This is a genomic window from Micromonospora sp. NBC_01739 (assembly GCF_035920385.1).
In the GTDB taxonomy this organism is placed as follows: Bacteria; Actinomycetota; Actinomycetes; order Mycobacteriales; family Micromonosporaceae; genus Micromonospora.
In genome coordinates this window covers 4,948,284-4,971,629 of the sequence record NZ_CP109151.1, presented here as the reverse complement: position 1 = coordinate 4,971,629, position 23,346 = coordinate 4,948,284, and the positions used below count along the sequence as shown (strand labels likewise).

Annotated in this window: 24 protein-coding genes and 2 tRNA genes; 12 read left to right on the top strand and 14 right to left on the bottom strand. The window is 71.0% G+C overall.

The window, feature by feature from the left end:
• Nucleotides 1-3 precede the first annotated feature (3 nt).
• The 4 genes from OIE53_RS22575 (at nt 4) to OIE53_RS22560 (ending at nt 1,667) form a co-directional block, all read left to right on the top strand.
• On the top strand, nt 4-927 hold the full coding sequence (locus OIE53_RS22575; protein ID WP_327023503.1) for a DUF3566 domain-containing protein: 924 nt from the start codon (nt 4-6) through the stop codon (nt 925-927).
• 377 nt (nt 928-1,304) lie between these two features.
• Nucleotides 1,305-1,378: transfer RNA gene (locus OIE53_RS22570), tRNA-Ile, on the top strand.
• A 45-nt stretch (nt 1,379-1,423) separates the two neighbouring features.
• Nucleotides 1,424-1,552, top strand: a complete 129-nt coding sequence (locus OIE53_RS22565) for a DLW-39 family protein (RefSeq protein ID WP_327023502.1) — start codon at nt 1,424-1,426, stop codon at nt 1,550-1,552.
• Nucleotides 1,553-1,591: 39 nt separating this feature from the next.
• Nucleotides 1,592-1,667 (top strand) — tRNA-Ala (locus OIE53_RS22560).
• Between the two features lie 156 nt (nt 1,668-1,823).
• On the opposite strand, the gene OIE53_RS22555 is transcribed toward OIE53_RS22560, so the two are convergent.
• Together OIE53_RS22555 and OIE53_RS22550 are read right to left on the bottom strand one after the other, a co-directional pair.
• Nucleotides 1,824-2,372, bottom strand: a complete 549-nt coding sequence (locus tag OIE53_RS22555; protein ID WP_327023501.1) for a hypothetical protein — start codon at nt 2,370-2,372, stop codon at nt 1,824-1,826.
• A gap of 9 nt (nt 2,373-2,381) precedes the next feature.
• Nucleotides 2,382-3,308: a MerR family transcriptional regulator gene (locus OIE53_RS22550; protein ID WP_327023500.1), complete on the bottom strand. Its 927-nt coding sequence runs from the start codon at nt 3,306-3,308 to the stop codon at nt 2,382-2,384.
• A 91-nt stretch (nt 3,309-3,399) separates the two neighbouring features.
• Here OIE53_RS22550 and OIE53_RS22545 point away from each other — a divergent pair, with 91 nt between their 5' ends.
• The 3 genes from OIE53_RS22545 to OIE53_RS22535 all read left to right on the top strand — a co-directional run bounded on the left by OIE53_RS22545 (nt 3,400) and on the right by OIE53_RS22535 (nt 5,907).
• A complete protein-coding gene (locus OIE53_RS22545) occupies nt 3,400-4,161 on the top strand; it encodes a class I SAM-dependent methyltransferase (protein WP_327023499.1) in 762 nt (253 codons plus the stop codon).
• 117 nt (nt 4,162-4,278) lie between these two features.
• On the top strand, nt 4,279-5,238 hold the full coding sequence (locus OIE53_RS22540; RefSeq protein ID WP_327027339.1) for an L-threonylcarbamoyladenylate synthase: 960 nt from the start codon (nt 4,279-4,281) through the stop codon (nt 5,236-5,238).
• A 276-nt stretch (nt 5,239-5,514) separates the two neighbouring features.
• Complete coding sequence (locus OIE53_RS22535) at nt 5,515-5,907, top strand: ester cyclase (protein WP_327023498.1); 393 nt, start codon at nt 5,515-5,517, stop codon at nt 5,905-5,907.
• Here OIE53_RS22535 and OIE53_RS22530 read toward each other — a convergent pair.
• Nucleotides 5,904-10,361, bottom strand: coding sequence for an HAD-IC family P-type ATPase (locus tag OIE53_RS22530; protein WP_327023497.1), 4,458 nt, complete (start codon nt 10,359-10,361; stop codon nt 5,904-5,906). The genes OIE53_RS22535 and OIE53_RS22530 overlap by 4 nt on opposite strands.
• A gap of 250 nt (nt 10,362-10,611) precedes the next feature.
• Between OIE53_RS22530 and OIE53_RS22525 the strand changes: the two genes are divergently transcribed.
• From OIE53_RS22525 to OIE53_RS22515, 3 genes are all read left to right on the top strand, one after another.
• Nucleotides 10,612-11,247: a GAP family protein gene (locus OIE53_RS22525; protein ID WP_327023496.1), complete on the top strand. Its 636-nt coding sequence runs from the start codon at nt 10,612-10,614 to the stop codon at nt 11,245-11,247.
• A 64-nt stretch (nt 11,248-11,311) separates the two neighbouring features.
• The gene (locus OIE53_RS22520; protein ID WP_327023495.1) at nt 11,312-11,506 is read left to right on the top strand and encodes a hypothetical protein; all 195 of its coding nucleotides are present in this window, start codon (nt 11,312-11,314) and stop codon (nt 11,504-11,506) included.
• Nucleotides 11,507-11,594: 88 nt separating this feature from the next.
• Nucleotides 11,595-12,140, top strand: coding sequence for a YbaK/EbsC family protein (locus tag OIE53_RS22515; RefSeq protein WP_327027338.1), 546 nt, complete (start codon nt 11,595-11,597; stop codon nt 12,138-12,140).
• Between the two features lie 45 nt (nt 12,141-12,185).
• Here the strand turns inward: OIE53_RS22515 and OIE53_RS22510 are convergent, their stop codons facing one another.
• The 9 genes from OIE53_RS22510 to OIE53_RS22470 all read right to left on the bottom strand — a co-directional run bounded on the left by OIE53_RS22510 (nt 12,186) and on the right by OIE53_RS22470 (nt 19,338).
• Nucleotides 12,186-12,821, bottom strand: coding sequence for a DsbA family oxidoreductase (locus OIE53_RS22510; protein ID WP_327023494.1), 636 nt, complete (start codon nt 12,819-12,821; stop codon nt 12,186-12,188).
• A gap of 8 nt (nt 12,822-12,829) precedes the next feature.
• Nucleotides 12,830-13,270 carry a SufE family protein gene (locus OIE53_RS22505; protein WP_327023493.1) on the bottom strand — a complete coding sequence of 147 codons (441 nt, stop codon included), beginning with the start codon at nt 13,268-13,270 and terminating at the stop codon, nt 12,830-12,832.
• Nucleotides 13,271-13,296: 26 nt separating this feature from the next.
• Nucleotides 13,297-13,722: a CBS domain-containing protein gene (locus tag OIE53_RS22500; protein ID WP_327023492.1), complete on the bottom strand. Its 426-nt coding sequence runs from the start codon at nt 13,720-13,722 to the stop codon at nt 13,297-13,299.
• A 78-nt stretch (nt 13,723-13,800) separates the two neighbouring features.
• Nucleotides 13,801-15,546 carry a proline--tRNA ligase gene (locus OIE53_RS22495; protein ID WP_327023491.1) on the bottom strand — a complete coding sequence of 582 codons (1,746 nt, stop codon included), beginning with the start codon at nt 15,544-15,546 and terminating at the stop codon, nt 13,801-13,803.
• Between the two features lie 48 nt (nt 15,547-15,594).
• Nucleotides 15,595-16,248 carry a response regulator transcription factor gene (locus OIE53_RS22490; RefSeq protein WP_327023490.1) on the bottom strand — a complete coding sequence of 218 codons (654 nt, stop codon included), beginning with the start codon at nt 16,246-16,248 and terminating at the stop codon, nt 15,595-15,597.
• Nucleotides 16,245-17,417, bottom strand: coding sequence for a sensor histidine kinase (locus OIE53_RS22485; RefSeq protein WP_327023489.1), 1,173 nt, complete (start codon nt 17,415-17,417; stop codon nt 16,245-16,247). Before OIE53_RS22485 ends, OIE53_RS22490 begins: the two co-directional genes overlap by 4 nt.
• A gap of 93 nt (nt 17,418-17,510) precedes the next feature.
• Nucleotides 17,511-17,696, bottom strand: a complete 186-nt coding sequence (locus OIE53_RS22480) for a DUF397 domain-containing protein (RefSeq protein ID WP_327023488.1) — start codon at nt 17,694-17,696, stop codon at nt 17,511-17,513.
• Nucleotides 17,684-18,490 carry a helix-turn-helix domain-containing protein gene (locus OIE53_RS22475; protein ID WP_327023487.1) on the bottom strand — a complete coding sequence of 269 codons (807 nt, stop codon included), beginning with the start codon at nt 18,488-18,490 and terminating at the stop codon, nt 17,684-17,686. Before OIE53_RS22475 ends, OIE53_RS22480 begins: the two co-directional genes overlap by 13 nt.
• 203 nt (nt 18,491-18,693) lie before the next feature.
• The gene (locus OIE53_RS22470; RefSeq protein WP_327027337.1) at nt 18,694-19,338 is read right to left on the bottom strand and encodes a formylglycine-generating enzyme family protein; all 645 of its coding nucleotides are present in this window, start codon (nt 19,336-19,338) and stop codon (nt 18,694-18,696) included.
• A gap of 188 nt (nt 19,339-19,526) precedes the next feature.
• On the opposite strand from OIE53_RS22470, the gene OIE53_RS22465 reads away from it, so the two are divergent.
• The gene (locus OIE53_RS22465; RefSeq protein ID WP_327023486.1) at nt 19,527-20,306 is read left to right on the top strand and encodes an SGNH/GDSL hydrolase family protein; all 780 of its coding nucleotides are present in this window, start codon (nt 19,527-19,529) and stop codon (nt 20,304-20,306) included.
• A gap of 45 nt (nt 20,307-20,351) precedes the next feature.
• On the opposite strand, the gene OIE53_RS22460 is transcribed toward OIE53_RS22465, so the two are convergent.
• The gene (locus OIE53_RS22460) at nt 20,352-21,329 is read right to left on the bottom strand and encodes an LPXTG cell wall anchor domain-containing protein (protein WP_327023485.1); all 978 of its coding nucleotides are present in this window, start codon (nt 21,327-21,329) and stop codon (nt 20,352-20,354) included.
• Between the two features lie 354 nt (nt 21,330-21,683).
• On the opposite strand from OIE53_RS22460, the gene OIE53_RS22455 reads away from it, so the two are divergent.
• A complete protein-coding gene (locus OIE53_RS22455; RefSeq protein ID WP_327023484.1) occupies nt 21,684-22,574 on the top strand; it encodes a sulfurtransferase in 891 nt (296 codons plus the stop codon).
• Nucleotides 22,575-22,623: 49 nt separating this feature from the next.
• Here OIE53_RS22455 and OIE53_RS22450 read toward each other — a convergent pair whose 3' ends face one another.
• Entirely contained in the window at nt 22,624-23,250 is a 627-nt protein-coding gene (locus OIE53_RS22450) for a TetR/AcrR family transcriptional regulator (protein ID WP_327023483.1), read from the bottom strand.
• Nucleotides 23,251-23,346: the final 96 nt, after the last annotated feature.

The following is a 23,346-nucleotide window of genomic DNA, read 5'->3' as shown; positions in this document are numbered from 1 at the left end:
TGAATGACGGAGACACAGGCGAAGTCGGGGAACGCGGGGACCTCGGCCAACCCGGTCGACGAGGAGGCCGCGCAGAACGGCACGCCAGCGACCGGCCGTGCGGCCGTAGGCCGGGCCACCGTTCCCGCCGACGCGCCTGCCCCGAAGTTCACTCGGGCTCCCGGTATGGCCCCGCCGCCTGACAAGCCCGGTGAGGATCAGGCGGCCGAGGCGGGGGCGGACGAGAAGTCGGGCGGCGAACCTGCCGCTGCGGCGGGGTCCGCCGGCGCCGCGGGTAAGCCCTCGGTCACCCAGCCGATCGCCACCCGGGCCGCCGGCCAGCCCGCCTCGGCGGGCACCACGGGTGTGTTGCCGACGACCGGTACGGGCATGACCGGCAGCCAGCCGCGGGTGACCGGGCTGGCCCCGAAACCGGACTCCTCCCGGCCGCTGAGCACCGGTCGTCCGGCCAACGGGGGCGGACTGCCCCCGGGGGTCGGCACGGCCGCCGTGGGAGCGGCGCGGGTGGGTGAGGCGGTACGCGCCGCCCGTTCCTCGGTGAGTTCGGCCGCCTCGCGTGGACCCCGCCGGGCCCGGCTGAACCTCAAGCGGATCGACCCCTGGTCCGTGATGAAGTTCGCCTTCGCCGTGTCGGTGGTGCTGTTCATCGTGATCGTCGTCGCGACCTCGGTGCTGTACCTGGCCTTGGATGCGATGGGCGTGTTCTCCAGCGTGAACGACAGCCTGAGCGATCTGGTCAACGCCGGTGGCGGTCAGGGCACCAACGGCTTCCAGATCACCGCCAAGGGCGTGATCTTCAGCTCGATGTTGATCGGGGCGGTCAACGTCGTGCTGTTCACGGCCCTGGCGACCCTCGGTGCCTTCGTCTACAACGTCTGCGCCGACCTGGTGGGCGGCATCGAGCTGACCCTCGCCGAGCGCGACTGACAGTTCTTCTGGACATCTCAGCCGGGCCGACCTCCAGGTCGGCCCGGCTGACTGTCTCCCGCCCCACCAGCCCGGCACCGACAGCGCCGACGCGCGGCGCTGACGTGGGGCGGCTGGCGTGGGGCGGCTGGCGTGGGGCGGCTGGCCCCGCCGTTTCGGCGTAACGGCGGGGTACGTGGTGCTGGGAAGCCGCCGTTTCGGCGTAACGGAGTCGATCACCGTGCAGCCGCCCGACCGGACTCCGCCGGCACGGGTATCTCGGTGGGCTCGGCGCCTGCTCTCCGGTAGGTTCAGGGGCGACGGCGTTGAGCAGGCTCCAGGCCGACCCCGATTTGGGGTGGCGTGGGCGGATGGGTTAATGTTGCTCGTCGCTACGCGGGGCTATAGCTCAGTCGGTTAGAGCGCAGAGCTGATAACTCTGAGGTCGCTGGTTCGATTCCAGCTAGCCCCACCGCACATGGTCCGACGGCCACGTCGAGCGTGAGGGGTAACCCCGATGTTCAAGAAGCTGCTGATCCTGGCTGGTGTCGTCGGTGTGGCCGCCGTGGTGGCCATGAAGATGAAGGAAGCCAACGACGAGCGCGCCCTCTGGCACGAGGCGACCACCTCGCCGGACCTGCGCTGATCGCGTACGCTCCGACCGCCCGGCGGCTCTGGCCGCCACGGGGCCCTAGCTCAACTGGCAGAGCACTGCCTTTGCAAGGCAGGGGTTAGGGGTTCGAGTCCCCTGGGCTCCACCAGCACTTTCCTTGGCTGATCTCGTTCCGAGTACAGCCAGCCGCTTACTTCGCGCGCACAGGAACCGCCCCGTTGACCATGAGGTTGACGGCAGTGTGGAGATCAACGAGTGCCGTCAACCTCATGATCAACCCGCTGTTAGTGGGTGGAGTTCGGGGTTAGGGGGCGGTGTATACCGCTAGGGCCCAGGAGGCGGGGGAGGCCGAGGGGATGTCGGCGAAGGTGTCCAGCTGTCGCCAGGCGAGCCGGAGTTGGTTCCCCGTCCGGGGCAGCCAGGCAGGGTCGATGGTCCGGGTCAGGTCCTGACCGTGGCGGTGCGGGCAGAGAAGGAACTGAGCGTCCTGGGTTTCCGGGGTGTCGGCCGCGTTGCCGCCGGTACGGGTCCACGACAGGTCCAGTTCGAGCGCGGAGTTTGCGCTGCTGGTGTGCAGGACCGCTAGCCGGCAGGAGGCGCGTACCACTATGGGTTGGGAGGTCGCCGGCACCTGGACGTCCACCGAGTCCTGGAAGGTCGTCCTCAGCGTGACCAGGTGGACCCGGTCGTAGGTTGCGCCGTTCACGGTGATCGACTGCGGCAGGTCGCTGGTGTTGGCGGTGGGCGGGAGGGTGAAGCCGATGATCAGGCCCGCGGCCAGGGCGACAGAGACGACGGCGACGGCCGCGACACCGATCAGCCACCGGGGTCTGTTGCCCTGCCCGATCACCATCATCCGAGTCTATGGACGAGGTCGTTCGGTTCGTCGAGCCCGATTCACGCGTTTCTTGGTCAGCCAGCGCATGACGTCCAGGGCGTGTGCCGCCGGGTAGCGGATCGGATGGAAGACATGCTCGATCAGGTCGTCGGCGACGATCAGGGTGAGTCGTTCGTACAGGGTCATGTCGCCGGCGGTGAAGGTGGGCAGGCCCAGGGCGGCGGCCAGGGTGAGTCGTGGGTCCGGGATCAGTGGGTACGGCAGCCTCAGCCGGTGTACGAGTTCCCGCTGGTAACCGGTGGACTGTGCGGACAGCCCGTAGACCCGGTCGGCCCCGGCGGTGCGCAGTTCGGCGTGGTGGTCGCGGAACCAGGTGGGTTGTTCGGTGTCCCGCAGCGCGCCGGTCACCTCCAGCAGGCTGTTCGGCAGGTCCAGGCCGGGGCGGCCGGTGAGGGGGTAGATGAAGATGACGCTTCGCCCCGGGCCGAGGGCGGCCAGGTCGACGGGTCGGCCGTCGGTGGCGTAGAAGTGCAGTGCCGGCAGGGGACGGCCGATCAGGTCATGCGGGTCGGTGCCGGTGGGTGACCGGGCGGGTACGAGGAGGCTGGCTGCCGCGTCCAGCCGGGCGTTGAGGGCGTCTCGTTGCGCGGTCAGTTTGCCGATGCGTTCCTGAAGTGCGGTGACGGTGCCGCGATAGGTGGCCAGTGCGGCGGCGCAGACATCGTCCTCGTCGGCTCCGGCGGCGATGGATTCGACGAAGGGTCGGGTCTCCTCGACGCTGAGTCCGAGGGCCATGAGTTCCCGGATCTGGGCTACCAGCCGGACCGCGATGGGGTCGTACTCGCGGTAGCCGTTGCCGAGACGGCGGGGGACGACCAGCCCGACGGACTCGTAGTACCGCAGGGCTCGGATGGTCGTTCCGGTTCGGCGCGCCAGCTCACCCACCCGCACGAGCCGATGCTAAACCCGCACCCTTGGGTACGGGTCAAGGTCGTGGGCGGACTTGACCCGTACCCCGAGGTGCGGGTTTAGCGTGCCCCGCATGAGGGGTGGCGCAGGTGACTTCGACTACGAGACCAAGGGCCAGGGGTACGCGGCGCAGCGGCGTACCGATCCGCGGATCGCGGAGCTGGTCCACACGGCGTTGGGTGAGGCCCGTACGGTCCTGAATGTGGGGGCGGGGGCCGGTTCCTACGAGCCCACCGACCGGTACGTGGTGGCGATCGAGCCCTCGGCCCGGATGCGTGGTCAGCGGCCGGCGACGACGGCACCGGCGTTGGATGCCACTGCCGAATCCATCCCGTTCGACGATGACGCCTTCGACGCGGTGATGGCGACCGTCACCGTGCACCAGTGGGCGGACACCGCCCGGGGCCTGGCCGAGATCCGCCGGGTCGCGCGGGGCCCGGTGGTGGTGCTCACCTTCGACGGTACGGCCCTGGATCGCTTCTGGCTGGCCGAGTACGCCCCGGAGTTGATCGCGGTGGAGCGCCGACGTTACCCGGCGATCAGCAGTATCGCGGCGGCCATCGGCTCCCAGGTGGAGGTCGTCGAGGTGCCGATTCCGGTGGACTGTGTGGACGGTTTCACGGAGGCCTTCTATGCCCGTCCGGAGCAGTTGCTCGATCCGGCGGTGCGGGCCGCTCAGTCGGCGTGGGGATTCGTCGACGAGGCGGCGGCGAGCCGGGCGGTCGAGCGGCTGCGGGCCGACCTCGACTCGGGGGCCTGGGAGGCCAGGTACGGGCATCTGCGCCACCAGCCGACCTTCCACGGCTCGCTGCGACTGATCGTGGGTCGGCCCTGAGGTGACCTGGGAGTCGACCGGTGGTGGCAGCGAATGTGATGAAGGGTCGGGGGTGCGGCGTCGGGTGACCGGCCACCGGCTAGCGTCGGGGGCGTGAACAGCGGCTCTCCTCGTGTCCTGCCCGCCGACGGTGATCTCGCCGAGGCGGCGTCCGTGCTGCGTACCGGCGGGTTGGTGGCTTTTCCCACCGAGACCGTCTACGGCCTGGGGGCGAACGCGTTGGATGCGCGGGCGGCGGCCCGGATCTTCGAGGCGAAGGCGCGGCCCAGCTTCGATCCGCTGATCACCCATCTGGCGGAGGTGGCCGACCTGGAGCCGCTGGTGGGGTCGGTGCCGCCGGCGGTGGCCGCGTTGGCGGCACGGTTCTGGCCGGGTCCGCTGACGCTGATCGTGGACCGGCCGGAGGTGGTGCCGCCGATCGTCACCTCCGGGCTGGCGACCATGGCGGTACGGGTGCCGGACAACGAGTACGCGCGGCGGCTGATCGCGGCAGCGGGGGTACCGGTGGCCGCGCCGAGCGCCAACCGGTTCGGTCAGCTCAGCCCGACCCGGGCCGAGCACGTGGTACGCGGACTGGGCGCCGCCGTGGACGTGGTGCTCGACGGTGGGCCGACCCGGTGCGGGATCGAGTCCACGATCGTGGACGCGCGGGGGGATCATCCGGTGGTGCTGCGGCTCGGCGCGTTGCCGGTCGAGGAGGTGGAGAAGGTCACCGGCCCGGTGATCATTCGGCTGGGCAACTCGGGCCAGCCGGTGGCGCCGGGTGCGCTGGCCGCGCACTATGCCCCGCGTACGCCGTTGCGGTTGCTGGCCGCCGGTGAGCCGCCGGCCGAGGGCGGAGAGCGGCGGGGTTACCTGGCCTTTCGGGACCGGCCGGCGGGCGACTGGGCGGCGGTGGAGGTGCTCTCGGTCTCCGGTGACCTGACCGAGGCGGCGGCGCGACTCTTCGAGGCGCTGCACCGGCTGGACGCGGCCGGCGTCGGCGAGATCGTGGCCGAGCCGGTGCCGGAGAACGGTGTCGGCCGGGCGGTCAACGACCGGCTGCGGCGGGCCGCCGCCACCTGGCGGCCCCGCTAGGCCGGGTGGACCGGGCCGGCCGGCTCGGGCGGGCGGCGCGGAGCCGGTGGTCGGCAGTGTCCGTCGAGTGCTCCCCACATCCGGTGTACCGATCGGTACAGAACGTGGGCCAGGTCACCAACTGACCGGTACAAAACCCTGCTACGGTTGACCCAGAACCGAGCGGTACAAAAAGCGGACATGTGTCCGCTCCGCTCGGACGGTCGATCGGGGTCAACCGGTCGGCGCCAAGAGAACGGAAGAATGATCATGGGCTCTGTTGCGACTGACTCGCGTATGTCTACCCAGGAACTGCGCGACTTCTACCTGCGGTATGTCGAGTTGGCGAACAAGCGTGAGTTCGAGCGCATGGCTGATTTCGCCCACGAAGAGGTCATCATGAACGGCACCCCGGTCAAGATGGCCGACATGGTGGCCGAGTTCTACAAGCACGTCGACGCCGTGCCGGATCTCCACTGGGAGATCCAGGAGATCGTCGTCGAGGGCGACCGGATCGCCGCTCGTCTGATCGACACCGGGACGCCGGTCAAGGAGTGGAACGGCCTGAACCCCACCGGGGCGTCGGTGACGTTCGCCGAGACCGCCTTCTACCAGCTCGAGGACGGCAAGTTCAAGTTCATGTGGTACCTGATGGACACCGACTCGGTGCGGCGACAGCTCGCCGGCTAACTGGTGCGGACCGGCTCGGCCCCGCCGTCCGGCTCGGGTGGACGGTGGGGTGTTCCGTCGGGCTGCGGCAGCCGGGCCACCAGGCGGGTCAGGGCGCCGTTGGCGAAGGTGGCGCCAAGGGCGGAACCGGTGGCGATGGTCCACCCGACCGGCCCCAGGGGGGTGCACCCGAAGAACTGACTGACCCCGGGGGTCTGCACCACCGCGGCCAGCGCGCCGAACGAGACGGCAGTGGAGGCGAGCACGGTGGGACTGGTGCCGCCGGCCAGCACGGTCTGCCCTAGTTGGGTACCGACCAGGGAGACCAGGGCGATCGTGCTGGCGCGGCGGCGACGACCGGTGTAGCGGGCCAAGGTCCAGCCGGCGGTCGCGCCCAGGGTGGTGGCCGCCGCCCGCAGCCCGATCTCCTTGGTCATGGTCTGGCCGAGGGAGGTGTCCGGGCCCTCGCGCAGCATGTCGTCGGCATGCTCGTCGGCGGGTGGCCGGACGGCGATGGCCATCGCGGGGGCCATGTCGGTGAGCAGGTTGACCAGGAGCAGTTGGCGTCCGTTGAGGGCGGCCTGACCGGTGGCGGCGGCGGTCAGCACGCTGAAGGCGATCTCGCCCAGGTTGCCGCCGACCAGGATGCTCAGGGCGTGGCGTACGGAGGACCACATCGCGCGGCCTTCGACCAGGGTGGCGATGATGGTCTCCAGCCGGTCGTCGGTGACGACCAGGTCGGCGGCGGCCCGGGCGGCCGGGGTTCCTCGTTGGCCCAGGGCGATGCCCACGTCGGCCAGCCGGATGGCGGGGGCGTCGTTGGCGCCGTCGCCGGTCATCGCCACGGTCCGCCCGCGCTTCTGCAACGCCTGGATGATCCGGACCTTGTGGGTAGGGGTGCAGCGGGCCACCACGTCGGTGGCGGTAAGGCGGTCGGCCAGGGCCTCGTCGTCGAGGTGGTCCAGTTCGGTGGCGGTGACGACCCGTTGGGCGTCGCCGTCGCTGATGGTGGCGGCGATCGCCTCGGCGGTGGCCGGATGATCACCGGTGATCATGATGGTGTGCACCCCGGCCTGCCGGATGCGGTGGACGGCCGGTGCGGCACTGGCGCGTACCCCGTCGGCGATGGCCAGGAATCCGGTGAAGGTCAGGCCGGTCACCTCGTCGTCGGTGATGTCGGGATCGGTGACGATGCATTCGGCGACGGCGAGGATGCGGTGCCCGGCGCCGGCGCGTTCGCTGAGTTGCCGTTGGAGGTCGGCTCGGCCGGCCTCGTCCAGGGGCTCCTCCCGACCTCCGGTGCGGTGGGTGGCGCACCGGGGCAGCACCTGCTCGGGTGCGCCCTTCACGCTGAGCAGCAGTCGGCCCTGGGTCTGCCCGACGCTGGCGTGGTAGCCCCGGGAGGGTTCGAAGGGCAGCCCGCCGGCCGCCCGCCAGTCCGGGGCCGCCTCCTGCTCGCAGACCCCGACGGCGCGGGCACCCTGCAGCACCGCCCGGTCGGTCTGCATGGCCAACTCTTTCGGATCATCCGCGGTGGGGGTGGCGCGCAGTGCGGCCGCCAGGGTTCGCCGCAACCGGTCGTCGAGTTCCTCCGGGCGGGCGTAGCCGTCCGCATCGCCGACCCCGGCCAGCACCAGGTGTCCTTCGGTCAGGGTGCCGGTCTTGTCGAAGCAGAGCACGTCGACCCGGCCCAGGGCCTCGATGGTGCGCGGGTTGCGGACCAGCGCGCCGTGCCCGGCCAGTCGCCGGGCGGCGGCCAGTTGGGCGGCGCTGACCAGGAAGGGCAGCCCCTCGGGCACCGAGGCCACGGCCAGGTTCGCGGCGGTCGCGGCCGTCTGGGCCAGGGGTACGCCGCGCAGCAGCCCGGCCCCGACCACCGCGACCGCCGATCCGGCGGCCAGGGGGATCGCGGCGCGGGTCAGGTTGCCCAGTCGGGCTTCCACCCCGCTGGCCGGTGGTGCCTGTCGGGCCAGGGCCAGGCTGCGTCCGGCCTCGGTGTCGGTGCCGATGGCCACCACCACTGCGGTGCCCTGTCCGGCGGCGATGGTGGTCCCCTCGTAGAGCATCGATCGGCGTTCGGCGACGGCTGCGGCGACCACCGGCTGGTCGGTCTTGGCCACCGGTAGGGACTCGCCGGTCAGGGAGGACTCGTCGGCCTCCAAGCCGACGGATTCCAGCACCCGGCAGTCGGCCGGTACGGCGTCGCCGGATTCCAGCACGATCACGTCACCGGGTACGAGGTCGTCGGCGGGTACCACTCGTTCGGTGCCGGAACGGCGGACCCGGGCGGTGACGGCGGACCGGGACAGCAGTTGGGCCAGGGACTTCTCGGTGTTGCGCTGGTGCACGGCGCCGATCAGGGCGGAGCCGCCGACCACTCCGCCGACCAGGGCCGCGTCTACCAGGGAGCCGAAGTTGGCCGACAGGGCCGCCCCGGCGATGAGGACCGGGGTGAGGGGGTTGACCAGTTCCTCGGCTACCGCCCGGAGCAGTCCGCCCGGCCCGGCGGCCTCGGCGGGACCGGCGGCCTGGCGCTGGTCGGCCTCGGTCTCGGTCAACCCCTCCGGGCTGCTGCCGAGCTGATCCAGCACGGTCGGCACCGGCATCAGGTGCCAGGCGGTGATCGCCGGGGCGGGTGTCTCGGCATGTTCGGAGAGCCGGGAGGCCCGCCACACCCCGTGACCGAAGGCCAGGGCCGCCGCGCCGTTGACCGCGGTCAGGGTACGGATGGGCAGGGCGGCCCGCTCGGCGGTCAGTGCGCTCAGGGCGCCGAGACCGGTGCCGGCCAGGCCGACGCGCAGGTTCTGGGCGGTCATCCGGCGGGCCACCCCGGCGGCCTCGATGATCAGGGCGGCGATCCGCAGGTCGGTGCCGATCAGCAGGTGGGCGCCCCAGGGCGGCAGGGCCTGCGGGTCGGCCACCCCCAGGCCGCAGTCTGCTGCGGCCAGCGCCGCCCGGTCGCCGGAGACGAGCATCACCATCGCGCCTTCGCGTTGCAGCCGGCGGATCGAGGCGGCCAGTTGGTCACCCCCGGGCAGCAGGGCGTCGGCGGTGGCGTGCCGTTGCGCGTCGTCGCCGGCCACGATGAGCCGCAGCCCGGCCTGCCGGGCGACCGCCGGCAGGCTGTCCACCCCGGGGGCGGGTTCGGGTTCCACCCGCAGCACCGCCGCCAGGGCGTCGCCCTGGGCCAGGCCTAGCAGGTTGCCGCCCCGCTCGCGCAGCCGACGGCTCTCCTCGGTGTCGCCGGGGTCGTGGGCGTCGAGCCGGTCCAGCGGGCCGAGTTGCCAGCCGTCGCGTCGGCGTACCTCGTCGGGGGCGTCCGGTTCGAACAGGGCGAACGCCCGGGTGGCCACCTGGGAGGTGTCCGCCCCGGGCAGCGGGGCCAGGTCGGCCAGGACGCCCCGGTCGGTGCCGAGGACCCGGGTGTCCAGCACCAGGGTGTCGATCCGGTCGAGTTCACGCAGCACGCTTCGGTCCATCGCGATGACCCCGCGCTTGGCCAGGATCCGGCCGAGCTGGGCGCCGTAGCCCTCACGACCGCTGCCGGGGGCCTTGGGCAGCGCGGACAGGCCCAGCGCGGCGGCCCGTTTCGGGCCGATCACCGGGCTGGCCGCGGCGAAGGCCGCCACCCCGGCGCCGAGCATCCGGGTTTTGTACTGGTCGACGGTGCTGTCCGGCTTGGGGCAGGGGCGCTCACCGTCCGGGTTACGGGCGACGGCCCGATCGGGTTCGCCGGTCAGTCGGGGCTCGGCCTTCTCCCAGGTGCGCAGCTGGGCCAGCCCTTCCCCCCACTGCACGATCCGCTGGGCTCCGTCGAGCACGATGCCGGTCCAGCCCCCGGCCAGCCCCTGCACCACCGCCTCGGCCAAGGGGAACAGCAGGTCGGCGCGGGGGTCGCTGCGGATGCCCAGCCCGGCCAGGGTGTGCAGTTTGGGGTGCAGGTCCACGGCGCCGAGCAGGCCGGCCACCTCGGCGGGGATGGGGGTGATGGGCAGGATGCGGGTGGCCGCGGAGATGGTCAGGCCCAGGGCGTCGGAGGCCAGGGCGCCGAGGGTACGGGCGGTTCGGGGTCCCTCCTCGGGCGGCTGCGGGGGTGGGATCTCCGGGTCCGGCTCGTGCGGGCAGGTGCGTTCGGTGCGGGCGATGGTGGCGATCAGGTCGCGCACCTTCGGCCCGGGTATGTCGACGGCGACGATGACCCGGCCGGAGGGGGCGTTGACCCGGGCCCACTGCACCCCGGGCATCCGTTGCAGGTCCGTCTCCACCTGGCGGGCCAGGAGGTCGCCGCCGTCCTGGCAGACCCCGTGCACCTCGATGTGGTGGCGTCCCGGCCGGGACCAGACCCGTCGGCTGCTCAGCCCGATGGTGCGGGCGAACCTGCTGACGGTGGCCCCGGCGTCCCGGGCGACATCCTGCACCAGCGGTACGTCGACCGGTGGCCGGAGGCGGCGGAGCAGACCGCCGAGCGATGTCATCGACGGCCGGGACGGATCGGGTGGTCGATCAGCCTTCCGCTGCTTCTGCCGTACCCCATCTCGCCTCCTACCGGTCGGGCCCGGCGGCCTGGCTTCCCGCCGGGGCGTCCCTTATGCCCGTCCGGGTGGGGGAAGTTTTCCGGTTCGGTCGGGCATGAGCTGGTTCGGTGGGTGGAATGCCGGATGACGACGGGCACGGGGAGGTCTGGATGAGGGTTGGCCGGTCGGGTCCGGCGGTGATCGGCCGCCGATGAGCTTCCTGACCTTGCTGCCCCTGGCGGTGGTCATGATCGCCGGAACCCAGTTGGTGGCGGCGGTCTTCTTCGCCTCGTCCGACCGACCCCGGGCCGCCTCGTGGGGCTATCTGGCCGGTGCGGCGATCGTGGTGGGCGGCGGTACGACAGTGGCCTGGGCGGCCCTGCGGCTGTTCCGGATCAGGTTCTCCACCGGGACGGAACGCGACGGGGTGGAACGGACCATCGACTGGCTCGTCCTCGGACTGCTGGTGGTGCTGGCGATCGCGGTCTTCCTGCTTCGTCACCGGGGTCCGCCGAGCTGGATGGGTCGGCTTCAGCACGCCAGCCCCGGGTACGCCTTCCGGGTCGGCCTGCTGCTGTTCCTGGCCAATCCGACCGACGGCCTGACGATGATCGCGGTCGGTGCTACCGCCGCCCGTCATGATCAGAGCTGGTGGCACCTGCTGCCGTTCGTGCTGCTGACCCTGACCCTGCTCGCCCTGCCCCTGCTCGCCCTGCTGCTGCTGGGCGACCGGGCCCGGGTGCTGCTGCCCAGGATCAGGACCTGGGCGGACACCCACTCGTGGATCGTCAGCGAGGCGGTGATCGCGCTGTTCTTCCTGCTCACCGTCGTCGACCTGGCCCGGTGACACCTTCGGGGGAACGGCGCCGAGGCGGGCCTGGTCCCCGGTCGGCCCGACCTACGGTCGAGTCATGCTCACGTTCGTCGTCACCAGCGTTCTGTACGTCTGTGGATTCGTCTTCCTGTACGGGGTGATCCGGCTGGCCGTCCGACACGCCCTTGAGGACGCCGAGATGCGCAGGGTGCAGACCCAACGCGCGGAGGAGGCGGCCGCGGCCCGGGATCGGGCCCTGCTGCACAAGCACGGCTTCCTCAACAACGGCTGAGACCCCTGCGGCCAGTTCGGGGAGACCGGGTGATTCGGGGCGGCTGCCGGCGGCCTGACCTGCGGCGGATGCGACGATCTCAGCTGTGATGGGAACGTTGAAGACCGAGCCTGCCCGTACCCGCCCCGACCTGCTGGCCGCGCCGGTGGCCGCCGCGCTGGCCGCCTGGCCGGCCGACGCCGTGGAGGTCGACTCGGTGCTGGTGGCACCGATCGACGCCGAACTCGCCGACACCGCACAGTTCTGTGCCGCGTACGAGGTGGGGCTGGACGAGTCGGCCAACTGCGTCGTGGTCGCCGGCAAGCGGGAGGGGGTCACCCGGTACGCGGCCTGCCTGGTGCTCGCCACCACCCGGGTGGACGTCAACGGGGTGGCCCGCCGGGCCCTGGACGTGCGCAAGGCCAGCTTCGCCCCGATGACCGACGCGGTCGAGTTGACCGGGATGGAGTACGGCGGGATCACCCCGATCGGCCTGCCGGCGCAGTGGCCGATCCTGGTCGACGCGCGGGTGGTGGCCGCGCCGTACGTCATCGTCGGTTCCGGCGTACGGCACAGCAAGATCGCGTTGCCCGGGGCGGCGCTGGCCACCCTGCCCAACGTGCGGGTGGTGGAGGATCTGGCCAAGCCGGTCTAGATACTCATCCTGCTCGATGTTGTTGCACGTGAAACATCGGGCGGCTCAGGCGCCGACGGCCTCGCGCTTCTCGACCTCGGCCAGGGCGGCCAGCAGGGTGGCCGGCTCCTGGGCACCGGCGACGACGTACTTCCCGGCGAACACGAAGGCGGGCACGCTGGTCACCCCCATCTGGCGGGCGGCATCCAGTTCGGCGGTGAGTTCGGCGACTCCCCGGTCGGAGTCGAGGAAGCCGCGGGCCTCGGTGCCGTCCAGGCCGACCTCGGCGGCCAGGGTGGCCAGGGCCTCCGTGGAGCCGATGTCCACCCCGTCGGTGAAATGGGCGCGGTGCAGCACCTCGACCATCTCAGCCCCGCGGCCCCGCTCCCCGGCCCAGTCGATCAGCCGGTGCGCGTCGAAGGTGTTGGCCGCGATCGCCCGGTCGAAACGGAAATCCAACCCCAGGTCCGCGCCGATCCCGGCTACCCGGTCGACCATCTGCCGGACCCGATCCGGTCCGCCGAACTTTGCGCTAAGCGCCTCCAGTAGGGGCCGGGGCTCCGTCACCGGGGTGGGATCGAGCTGGAAGGGCCGCTGCCGGATGGTGACCGGGCCTTCGTAGGAGGCGAGGGCCAGGTCCAGCTTGCGCCGACCGATCCAGCACCAGGGGCAGACCACGTCGGAGTAGATGTCGATCTCCATAACCCGGGTCAACCCCTCGGTTCGGCGATCTGTTCCCGCACCTGCCGCTTGAGCCGGCCCAGGATGGCGGTGCCGCCCCGCACCCGCAGCGGGGTGATCGCCTGCGCCAGACCCATCCGCTGGTACAGGTCGTCCGGCACGGCGAGCACCTGCTCGGCAGTGGCCCCGGCCAGCCCTTCGGCGAGGATGCCGGCGAAGGCCCGAGTGGTCGGCGCCTCCGGTGGGCAGTCGAACAAGGTCCGGACCGTGCCCTCGGGGGTCACCTCGGCGCGCAGGAAGAAGGGGGTCTGACACTCCGGCACCTGCTCCATGCCTTCGTGGCCCTCCTGGCCGGCGGGCAGCGGGGGCACCGCCTCGGAGTACTCCAGCAGCATCTCCAACACCACGTCCCGTGGCGCGGCGGCGAACTCGTCGACGATCTCGGCCAGCTTGCTCGGCATCTCGGGCATCCCGCCAGGCTACCGGCGTACCCCGGTCACAGGGTGGGGGCCTGCTCGCTGATCTGCCCTAGGGCGGACTGGGGGTCGAACTGCACCGCCAGGTCGCCGAGGGAGACGATGCCGACCAGCTTGCGTTCGACATCGCAGACCAGCACCCGGCGTACCCCCCGTTCGCGCATCAGGGCCGCCGCGTCACCGGCCGAGCAGTTCTGCTCGATCATCACCACCTCGCGGGTGGTGATCGAACCGATCGTCGTGGTGGTGGGGTCGCTGTTGGCGGCCACCGCCCGGACCACGATGTCGCGGTCGGTGAGCAGCCCGGCCAGGGTGGCCCCCTCGGTGACGACCACGTCACCGATGTCGGCTTCCTTCATCACCCGGGCCGCCTCGTCGAGGGTGGTTTCCGCCGGCAGGTAGATGACCTGTCGGGTCATCACGTCAGCGACGCGATAGTCGGACATGAGAGCCTCCAGAGAACGTTAGGTCGATCGGTTTGCGGTACCCCGTTCTCCGGCTGCTACACCCCATCCGGCGCAGGCTCACCGGTCCTCGGTCAGATGGGGGAGCAGGTCGGCCAGCGGCAGTTCGGTGTGCTCGCCGGTGGCCCGGTCGCGTACTTCGACGTACCCCTCGGCCAGGCGGCGGCCGACCACGACGGTGCGGGGGATGCCGATCAGCTCGGCGTCGGTGAACTTCACCCCGGCCGAGACCCCGGTCCGGTCGTCCACCAGCACCCGCAGACCGGCCGCGGACAGCCGGGCACCCAGGTCGACCGCCGCCTCCAACTGCGGACCCTTGCCCGCCGCCACCAGATGCACGTCGCAGGGTGCCACCGAGCGGGGCCAGACCAGTCCCCGCTCATCGTGGTGCTGTTCGGCGATGGCCGCCACCGCCCGGGACACCCCGATGCCGTAGCAGCCCATGGTCAGGCGTACCGGTTTGCCCTGCGGTCCGAGCACGTCCACGGCGAAGGCGTCCGTGTAGCGGCGGCCCAGCTGGAAGATGTGCCCGATCTCGATGCCTCGGCGCATCGTCAGCCGACCCTGGGCGCAGGCCGGGCAGGGGTCACCGGCGCGTACCTCGGCGGCCTCGACCGTGCCCTCGGGGGTAAAGTCCCGGCCACACACCACATTGGTGGCGTGCCGGCCCGGTTCGTTGGCACCGGTCAGCCAGGCCGTCCCCGGCACCACCCGGGGATCGACCAGGTAACGGATGCCCAGCTTGTCGAGCACCTGGGGGCCGAGGTAACCACGAACCAACTCGGGACGGTCGTCCCAGCCGTCGAAGATGTCCACAGTGGCGGGCGACAGTGCGGCGGCCAGCCGCTTCAGGTCCACCTCCCGGTCGCCCGGCACCCCGACGACCAGGAGCTCCACCTCCTCGACACCCGGATGGCGCAGGGTCAGCACCACGTTCTTCAAGGTGTCGGCGGCCGTCCAGTCGGTCCGACCGGCCAGGGCCCGGTCGTTGGCCAGGGCTACCAGGCCGGCGATGGTCGGGGTCTCCGGGGTGTCGTGCACCTCGACGGCGGGCTGCCGGTGCGGGTCACCGGCCGGAGGTGCCGGGGTGGTGACCGCCTCGGTGTTGGCCGCATAGGCGCAGTCGGTGCAGCCGACGTAGGTGTCCTCCCCGACCGGGGTGGTCGCCAGAAACTCCTCCGAGGCGGAACCCCCCATCGCCCCGGACACCGCGTGCACCACGCTGTAGTCCAGGCCCAGCCGGTCGAAGATCTTCTGGTACGCCGCGCGGTGCCGGGCGTACGCCGCCCGCAGGCCCTCGTCGTCCAGGTCGAAGGAGTACGCGTCCTTCATCAGGAACTCGCGTCCGCGCAGCAGCCCGGCCCGGGGACGGGCCTCGTCCCGGAACTTGGTCTGGATCTGGAACAGCGTCATCGGGAGATCCCGGTACGAGGTGAACAGGTCCTTCACCAGCAACGCGGCCATCTCCTCGTGGGTCGGCGCGAGCAGGTGCTCGGCCCCGCGCCGGTCGGCCAGGGTGAAGATGTCGTCGCCGTACTCCGTCCACCGTCCGCTGGTGCGGTACGGCTCCGCCGGCAGCAGCGCCGGGAAGTGCACCTCCTGGCCACCGATCGCGGCCATCTCGGCCCGGACGATCTCGGTGACCCGGTCCAGCACCAGCTTGCCCAGCGGCAGCCAGGTGTAGCCGCCCGGCGCGGCCCGCCGCAGGTAGCCGGCGCGCAGCAGCAGCCGATGGCTCGGCACCTCCGCATCGGCCGGGTCCTCGCGCAGGGTCCGGAGCAGGGTGGTGGACATCCGAAGCAGCATTGCCGCAGGGTACGACCGCAGGGGCGGTCTGGGCCAACGCATTGGGCACTAGGGCTCGCTGAGCCCGGACCGATGCGCGATCACCGCCAGGGCGGTACGGTCCCGGGCGTTCAGCTTGGTCAGCAGGCGACTCACATAGGTGCGTGCGGTCGCCGGACTGATGAACAGGGCCCGGCCGATCTCGTCGTTCGTCTCCCCCAGCCCGACCCGGGCCAGCACGGCCCGCTCCCGCTCGGTCAGCACGGCCAGCCGAGGATCGGGGCGGGCCGGTCGGGGCGCGGCGGCCAGCCGTTCCATCACCCGACGGGCGACCGAGGGGGACAACAGGTTCCCGCCCGCCGCCGCCGTCAGCACCGCCCGGCGCAGCTCCTCCGAGGGGGTGTCCTTCAGCAGGTACCCGGCGGCGCCCAGGCCGACCGCCTCGATGATGTCCTCCTCGTCGTCGAAGGTGGTGAGGATCACCACCCGGGTGGCGGCCAACTGCTCGTCGGCCCGGATCGCCGCGGTGGCGGCCAGGCCGTCCAGCACCGGCATCCGGATGTCCATGAGTACGACATCGGGCCGATGCTGCCGGGCCAGCCGCAGCCCGGAGCGGCCGTCGGCGGCCTCCCCGACCACCTCGATCCGAGGATCGGCCGACAGCAGGGTACGAATGCCGGCCCGGACCAGATCCTGGTCGTCGACGATCAGCACCCTGGTCATGCCGGCCCGACCAGCGGAAGTTCGGCGTGGACGGCGAAACCCCCCGGCACCGGGTCTGCGGTCAGCCGACCCCCCAGGCTCTCGGCCCGCTCCCGCATCCCGGCGATGCCGTGCCCGATGCTGGCCTTTGGTGCTTCGAGGCCCGGGTCGGCTCGGGCGTCGGCGCCGGTGTCGGTGACCGACAGGGTCAGGCGGGCCTCGTCCTGGCGTACCCGGACTTCGACCCGGCTGCCGGCGGAGTGTCGTACGACATTGGTTATCGCCTCCTGCACGATCCGGAAGGCGGCGGCCTCCACCGGACCCGGGACGGGGTTGTCCAGGTCGACCCGGAGGTCTACGTCGAACCCGGCGGCGCCGGCCGCCTGGGTTACCGCGTCGAGGTTGGCCAGCGAGACCACCGTGCGGCGCTGGTCCTCCGGTGAACGCAGCAGAGTCACCGTGCGGCGCAGGTCGACAAGGCTGCGGCCGGCCGCCGACCGGATCAGCTCCAGCGCCGAGCGGGCGGCGGCCTCGTCGCGGCCCAACGCCTCCCGGGCCACATCGGCGTGCAGGGCGATCACCGACACGGTGTGCCCCAGGGAATCGTGCAGGTCCCGGGCGATGGCCATCCGTTCGTGCTGGACCCGGGTGTGCGCCTCCTGCCGGTACCGTGCCGCGATCAGATCGGCGATCCGCCGGGCGTCCGCCTGCGCCGCCCGGCGCGACCGCACGCTGTCGCCGAGAGCGATCGCCGCCCCCATCAACAGCAGGTGCCCGGCCAACTCGTAGCCGACCACGAAGGAGAAGTCCTGCCCCTCGGCCAGGCGGAAGACCACCGAGACCACGGTGACCAGCACGGCGGCGGTGACGGCGGCGGCCAGTCGGGCGTACTCGGCGGCGGAGAAGAGGGCGGCGGCGACCGGCACGGCCAACCCGATCGCCGGGTAGCCGACGGCGTAGTAGGCGCACAGGCCCAGCACCGTAGCGGCCAGCACCGGCACCGGGTAGCGGCGACGGGCCAGCATCAGCGCCCCGAGGCCGACGGCCCACAGGTACGCGACCCCTTCCGGCCCGTGTCGGCCACCCTCGTTGGCACTGATCACGATCGAGACGACGGCGGCGACACCCACACCTAGCAGGAGGTCGAGGACCCAGGGGCGGCACGCCTGCTTCCTCGCACGACCGGCCACGAACTCAGCGTACGGCGCGGGCCCGACCCGGTGGAGTCGTCAGGAGGCGACCCCGACAGTCGCCCACGGACGTACCCGGTCCGGTGGGAAGGATCAGGGGCGTTTGGCGAAGGCGATGAAGCGACGCCAGGTGGGTGGGTCGAAGGTGAGCACCGGGCCGGTGATGTCCTTGCTGTCGCGTACGCCGATCACGCCCGGCAGGTTGTCGGCGACCTCGACGCACTCGCCGCTGGCGCTGCGGCTCGACTTGCGCCAGGTCGCCCCGGTCAGATCGTCCACGAGTCCATCACTTCCTTCATCAGCAGCTCGGACTGCGCCTTGGGCAGGGCGACGCTGCGGATGCCCTCCCACCTCGCCAGCACAGTTGCCATCTCCTCGTTTTCGTCGATGGTCGCGCCACCGACGTGGTTCTCCAGGTGTCCGACCCACTCGCCCTCGACACCGCGGGCCAGGGTCAGCGGGCCGGCGTGGCCGACGTGCACGCTCACCTCGGCGGGGATCAGGTGCACCAGCACACCGCCGCGTTTCACACAGTCGAGCAGGTGGTTGATCTGCTGGAGCATGATCCCTCGGAAACTCTCGTCGGCCCGGCGGAGCGTCGTCTCCTCGATCACCGCGATCAGCATCGGCGGATCGGGCCGGGTAAGGATGGCCTGCCGGTCCATCCGTACCGCCAGTCGCCGCTCCACCTCGTCGTCGCTGAGCAGATCATCGGCGCGGATCACCGCTCGGGCGTAGTGCTCGATCTGCAGCAGACCTGGCACCAGTGTGGGGTGATAGCAGCGCAGTTGGCGGGCGGCGCGTTCGGCATCCAGCCACGGCCGCAACCAGCTCGGCTGACCGTGCAGCTCGGCGATGCGCAGCAGCCCCAGCAGCAGGCCGTCGCTGTCGAGCACCTCGTCGGCGCGTTTGAGGAAGAGTCGGTCGAAGGGGCGTTGCCCCAGCTCGATGGCGGAGATCTGGGAGCCGGAGAAGTGCACCAGCCTGCCGAAATCCTCCTGGGTCATCCCGGCGGCCAGTCGCAGCCTGCGCAGCTGGGCCCGGATCAGTTCGGCGGTCGGCTCCGATTCCACAGTGCCTCCACGATCTCTTGGCCGCTCCCACGGGGTTCCCGGGCCGGCGTGGAGAACACCCCGGCCCGCGCGTTTGCCTTCCGACCGTAGTCGTGCGATCAGCAGAATGTCACGTAGCGGTCTTGCTCCCATCCACCGGGGACGGGGTGGGGCTGCCCAGGGGTCGCCTCAGACCAGATGGGACGGGGCGGCCCCGGCAACAGTCAGCGGGATGCCCGGCGGGCCACCCGGAAACCGACATCGTCGACCGTGAACGTCGGATGGCTGCGACGGCGTACGGAGGCGCGGCAGCTCCACTGCTCGTCGAACCAGCCCCCGCCGCGCAGCACCCGATAGCTGCCGTAGACCTCGGCGTCGTAGACGTCCCAACACCAGTTCCACACGTTGCCCAACATGTCGTACAGGCCCCAGGCGTTGGGTTGCTTGCCGGCCACCTCGTGGATCCGCTCGGCGGAGTTGCCGCGATACCAGGCGATCTCGTCCAGCGGTCCGTATCGGGGGCCGGTGGTGCCGGCCCGGCAGGCGTACTCCCACTCGGCCTCGGTCGGCAGCCGGTATCCCTCGGCGTCGACGGTCCAGTCGACCTGCTCGCCCTCGATCCGGTACGCCGGGGTCAGACCCTCCTGTTGGGACAGGGCGTTGCAGAAGCGGATCGCATCCCACCAGGAGACACTCTCGACCGGTAGCCGATCGCCGGTGGCCGCGCTGGGGTGCTCGCCGGTGACCTGTGCGTACTGCTCCTGGGTGATCGGGACGGCGGCGATGTCGTACGGCTGGAGTCGTACCGACCAGCGCCGCTGAGTACGCCGGTCCGACAGCGTCACCAACCCGGCCGGGACGGAAATCATGGCTAGCTGCGCCGTCACGAGCAGGGAGCGTACTCCAGTCGACGGGCAATGACCTCCGCCACGATCGCGTGTCCGGGGCAGCCGGACATGCCTGCCGGGTGCCAGACTCTGCGACGTTAAGAAGGGGCCCTTCCCATACCGCAGGCGTTAATAAGGTGCCCTTCCTTACTCCGCTCAAGGGAGCAGTGGTGCGCTGGGGTAGTTATGTCGCGGTCGGGGACAGCTTCACCGAAGGCCTGGACGACCCGTATCCGGACGGCACCTTCCGGGGCTGGGCCGATCTGGTCGCCACCCGCCTGGCGGCCGAGGCCGGCCCCGATTTCCAGTACGCCAACCTGGCCATCCGGGGACGCACCTTCCCGAACGTGGTGGCCGAGCAGGTGCCCATGGCGTTGGCGATGAGGCCGGACCTGATCAGCTTCGCTGCCGGTGGCAACGACGTGCTGCGTCGTACCTTCGACCCGGATGCCCTGGTCAGCCGCTTCGACCAGGTGGTGGGCCGGCTGCGGGCGGACGGCGCGGACGTGGTGCTGTTCCGGTTCGCCGACGTGATGGCCCGACTGCCCGGTCAGCGGTTCATCGCCCCCCGGGTGGCGCTGCTCAACCGGGCGGTCGGCGAGACCGCCGAGCGGCACGGCGCCATCCTGGTCGACCTGTACGCCGACGACACCTACCTGAACCCGATGCTGTGGAGCACGGATCGGCTGCACCTGTCTGCGGTCGGTCACCGTCGGGTCGCCGCCCAGGTGCTCACCGCCCTCGGGGTCGGCTGTGACGAACAGTGGTTGCTCGTACCGCCCTCCCCGCAGCCGACGCCCTGGCTCTCCGCCCGGGCGGCCGACCTGCGCTGGGCCGGACAGCACCTGGCTCCCTGGATCAAGCGCCGGATCACCGGCCGCTCCTCCGGCGACACCCTGACCGCCAAACGCCCCCTGCTCGGCCCTTTCTCGTCACCGCCGCCGCGCTGACCGGGAAGCCGCCGGCACGACGACTTCCCGGTCAAGCGTGCAGGGCTAGGCGTGCGGCAGACGGTTGCGGCGTCGGGTCAGCAGCAGCATGAGGCCGCCTCCGGCCAGCAGGACCAGACCGATTCCGGCGATCAGGGTGGTCTGTGACCCGGTGATCGGCAGCTCACCCCCGCCCCCGTTGCCGCCGTCGTCCCCACCGCTGCGGGGGGCGGCGACCACGACGGAGAAACCGTCCTGGTTGTCGCTGGCATCCACATCCGCCGCCGGTACGGCCACCGCGTTCGCCGGCAGCGTGGTGCCCACCCGGTCGGACTTGGCGACGACCTCCTCGGTCAGGCCCTCGACCTGCACGGTCCCGCCCTTGAAGGTGACCGGGGCCTTGGTGTCGGCCGGCACGGTAATCAGGTTGTGCAGCTCGACCGCGGAGTGGATGTCGTCCTTGGGGTCGGTGTCCTCGGCGACTGGTACGAGGGCCAGGGTGTCGTAGGTGCAGACCGCCGAGCCTGCGTCCTCGTCGACCGCGCACTCCTTGGGAGGCTGGGTGAAGGCGGTTCCCTCGGGCAGGCCCAGGGTGACCTTGACCCCGCTGACCGCCTTCCGGCCCTGGTTGACGATCCGGTAGCGCACGGCGGCCGTCTCGCCCGGGTTCAGCGGCCCGGTCGCTTCGAGCTTGCCGTCCGCCGCTACCCGCACGGACTGCTTCACGTCCGGGGCGATCACCGAAAGGTCAGCCTCGTCTTCGTCGACGATCTTGATCGTGAAGGTCTTCTTGACATCGGGCGACCTGACGTCGTCCCAGTACGCGAACACGGTCATCGACAACGTGCCCTCGAACGGTTCCTGCTTGTGCACATGTAGGTCGAGCGGAATCTCGACCGTCCCGCCGGGAGACGGCATGAACTCCGGATACCAGGAGTCAACAATGTGGCAGTAGAAGTGGTCGGGCTCGCCGTCGCACTCACCGATGTCAGTGCCCCGTCCCGGCCACTCGACGGCGGCATTCTGCCACGGTTCCGAGTTCATGGGGCCGAGGCTGAACTGCCACCCGGTCGGGGTCTCGTCAGACGTCAGGTTGGTGAATCTGAGATAGATTCGCTTCTTTTCGACTCCCACTGAAGCCGTCGTGCCGAGCAGATCGAAGTCGAACTTCGGCTCCGGATCCATTGCAGCGGCGGGACCAGCGGGAAGAGCTGTACCGGCGAGGACTAGCAGTGCGGCGGCCACCGTTCGTGACAGCCAGCGACGACCAACAGTCACAGCGAAACCTTCCAGGGGAACGGCGAGTGTCATTGCCGACGATATTCGGCCAGGCGCCGTCGCGCTGTCCCGTCATCGGAGCGGCCACCCGGCAGCTCACGACTGGGTACCTTGGGGACCATGCCTGTGCCGAGTGATCCCGATTCCCGACTCCAGTCCTACGCCGATCCCCAGCGGCTGGTCACCACCGAGTGGCTGGCCGAGCATCTGCACGACGAGGGTCTGGTCGTCGTCGAATCCGACGAGGACGTGCTGCTGTATGACACCGGGCACATTCCCGGTGCGGTGAAGGTCGACTGGCATCTGGAGTTGAACGACCAGGTGACCCGCGACTATCTGGATGCCGAACGGTTCGCCGAACTCTGCGCCGCCAAGGGCATCGGCCGTGACGACACGGTGGTCTTCTACGGCGACAACTTCAACTGGTGGGCCGCGTACGCCCTCTGGGTCTTCACCCTTTTCGGGCACGCCGATGTGCGCCTGCTCGACGGCGGGCGACAGAAGTGGATCGCCGAGGGGCGGGAGTTGACCCGTGACAAGCCGAACCGGCCCCGGGCCCAGTACCCGGTGCCGCAGCGCGACGACGCGCCGGTGCGGGCCTTCCGCGAGGAGGTGGCGGCGCACGTAGCGGCGGGTCAGCCGCTGGTGGATGTGCGTTCACCGGGTGAGTACACCGGCGAGATGCTGCACATGCCGGACTATCCGCAGGAGGGTGCGCTGCGGGGTGGGCACATCCCGGGTGCGGTGAGCAAGCCGTGGAAGTCCGCCGCCAACGACGACGGCACCTTCAAGTCGGCCGAGGAACTGCGCGCCATCTACGCCGATCAGCTCGGGCTGAGCCCGGAGGACGACGTGATCGCGTACTGCCGGATCGGGGAACGCTCCAGCCACACCTGGTTCGTGCTGCGCCACCTGCTCGGCTACCCCCAGGTTCGCAACTACGACGGTTCCTGGACCGAATGGGGCAACCTGGTGCGCGCCCCCGTCGTCAAGGGCCCCAACCCGACCTGATCCCTCGGGCCGATCGTCGAAGTCGCCGGGCGGGCCGTCCCCGGCGACTTCAACGATCGACGGGGGTCTCGTCCATCAGATAGCGCTGGATGGTGGGGGCCAGCCAGCCGCGCAACTCGGCCAGGGAGATGTCGACCATGGGTGGTATGCGCAGGACGTAGCGGGTGAGGGCCACCCCGAGTAGCTGGCCGGCGATCAGACCGGCCCGGCGGGGAGCCTGGGTGGGATCGGCGATGACCCGGGCCACTGCCGTGCCGAGCTGGGTGGCGCAGATGGTGCGTAGCCGCTCCGCTCCATTGGGGTTGGTGGACGCCGTACGCAGCAGGGCGGGCAGGGTGTCGTCGGCCTCCCAGCGGGTCAGGAAGTGTCCGACGAGGGTGTCGCCGAGGCGCTCGGGGGGCACCCCGCCGAGGTCCGGCAGGCGCAGGTCGAAATCGGCCGCCGCCGCGAACAACCCCTCCTTGTTGCCGTAGTAGCGCATCACCATCGAAGGATCGATCCGAGCGTCCGCCGCGATGGCGCGGATGGTCGCCCGGTCATAGCCGTCGGCCGCGAATCGGGCCCGGGCCGCTCGCAGGATGGCCGCCCGGGTCGCCTCCGAGCGACGCGTTCCCCGCACCCCGGCTGCCGGCTGCGCCTGCGATCCACCCTGCCGCTGGTGTACGCCTTCCGTCATCTGACCGACAGTATGCCAACGATCGTTGACTTCCGGTTCCGGGTCGACTTACCGTCAGGTCAACGGCTGTTGGCAAACAGATGTTGGCAGATGCCT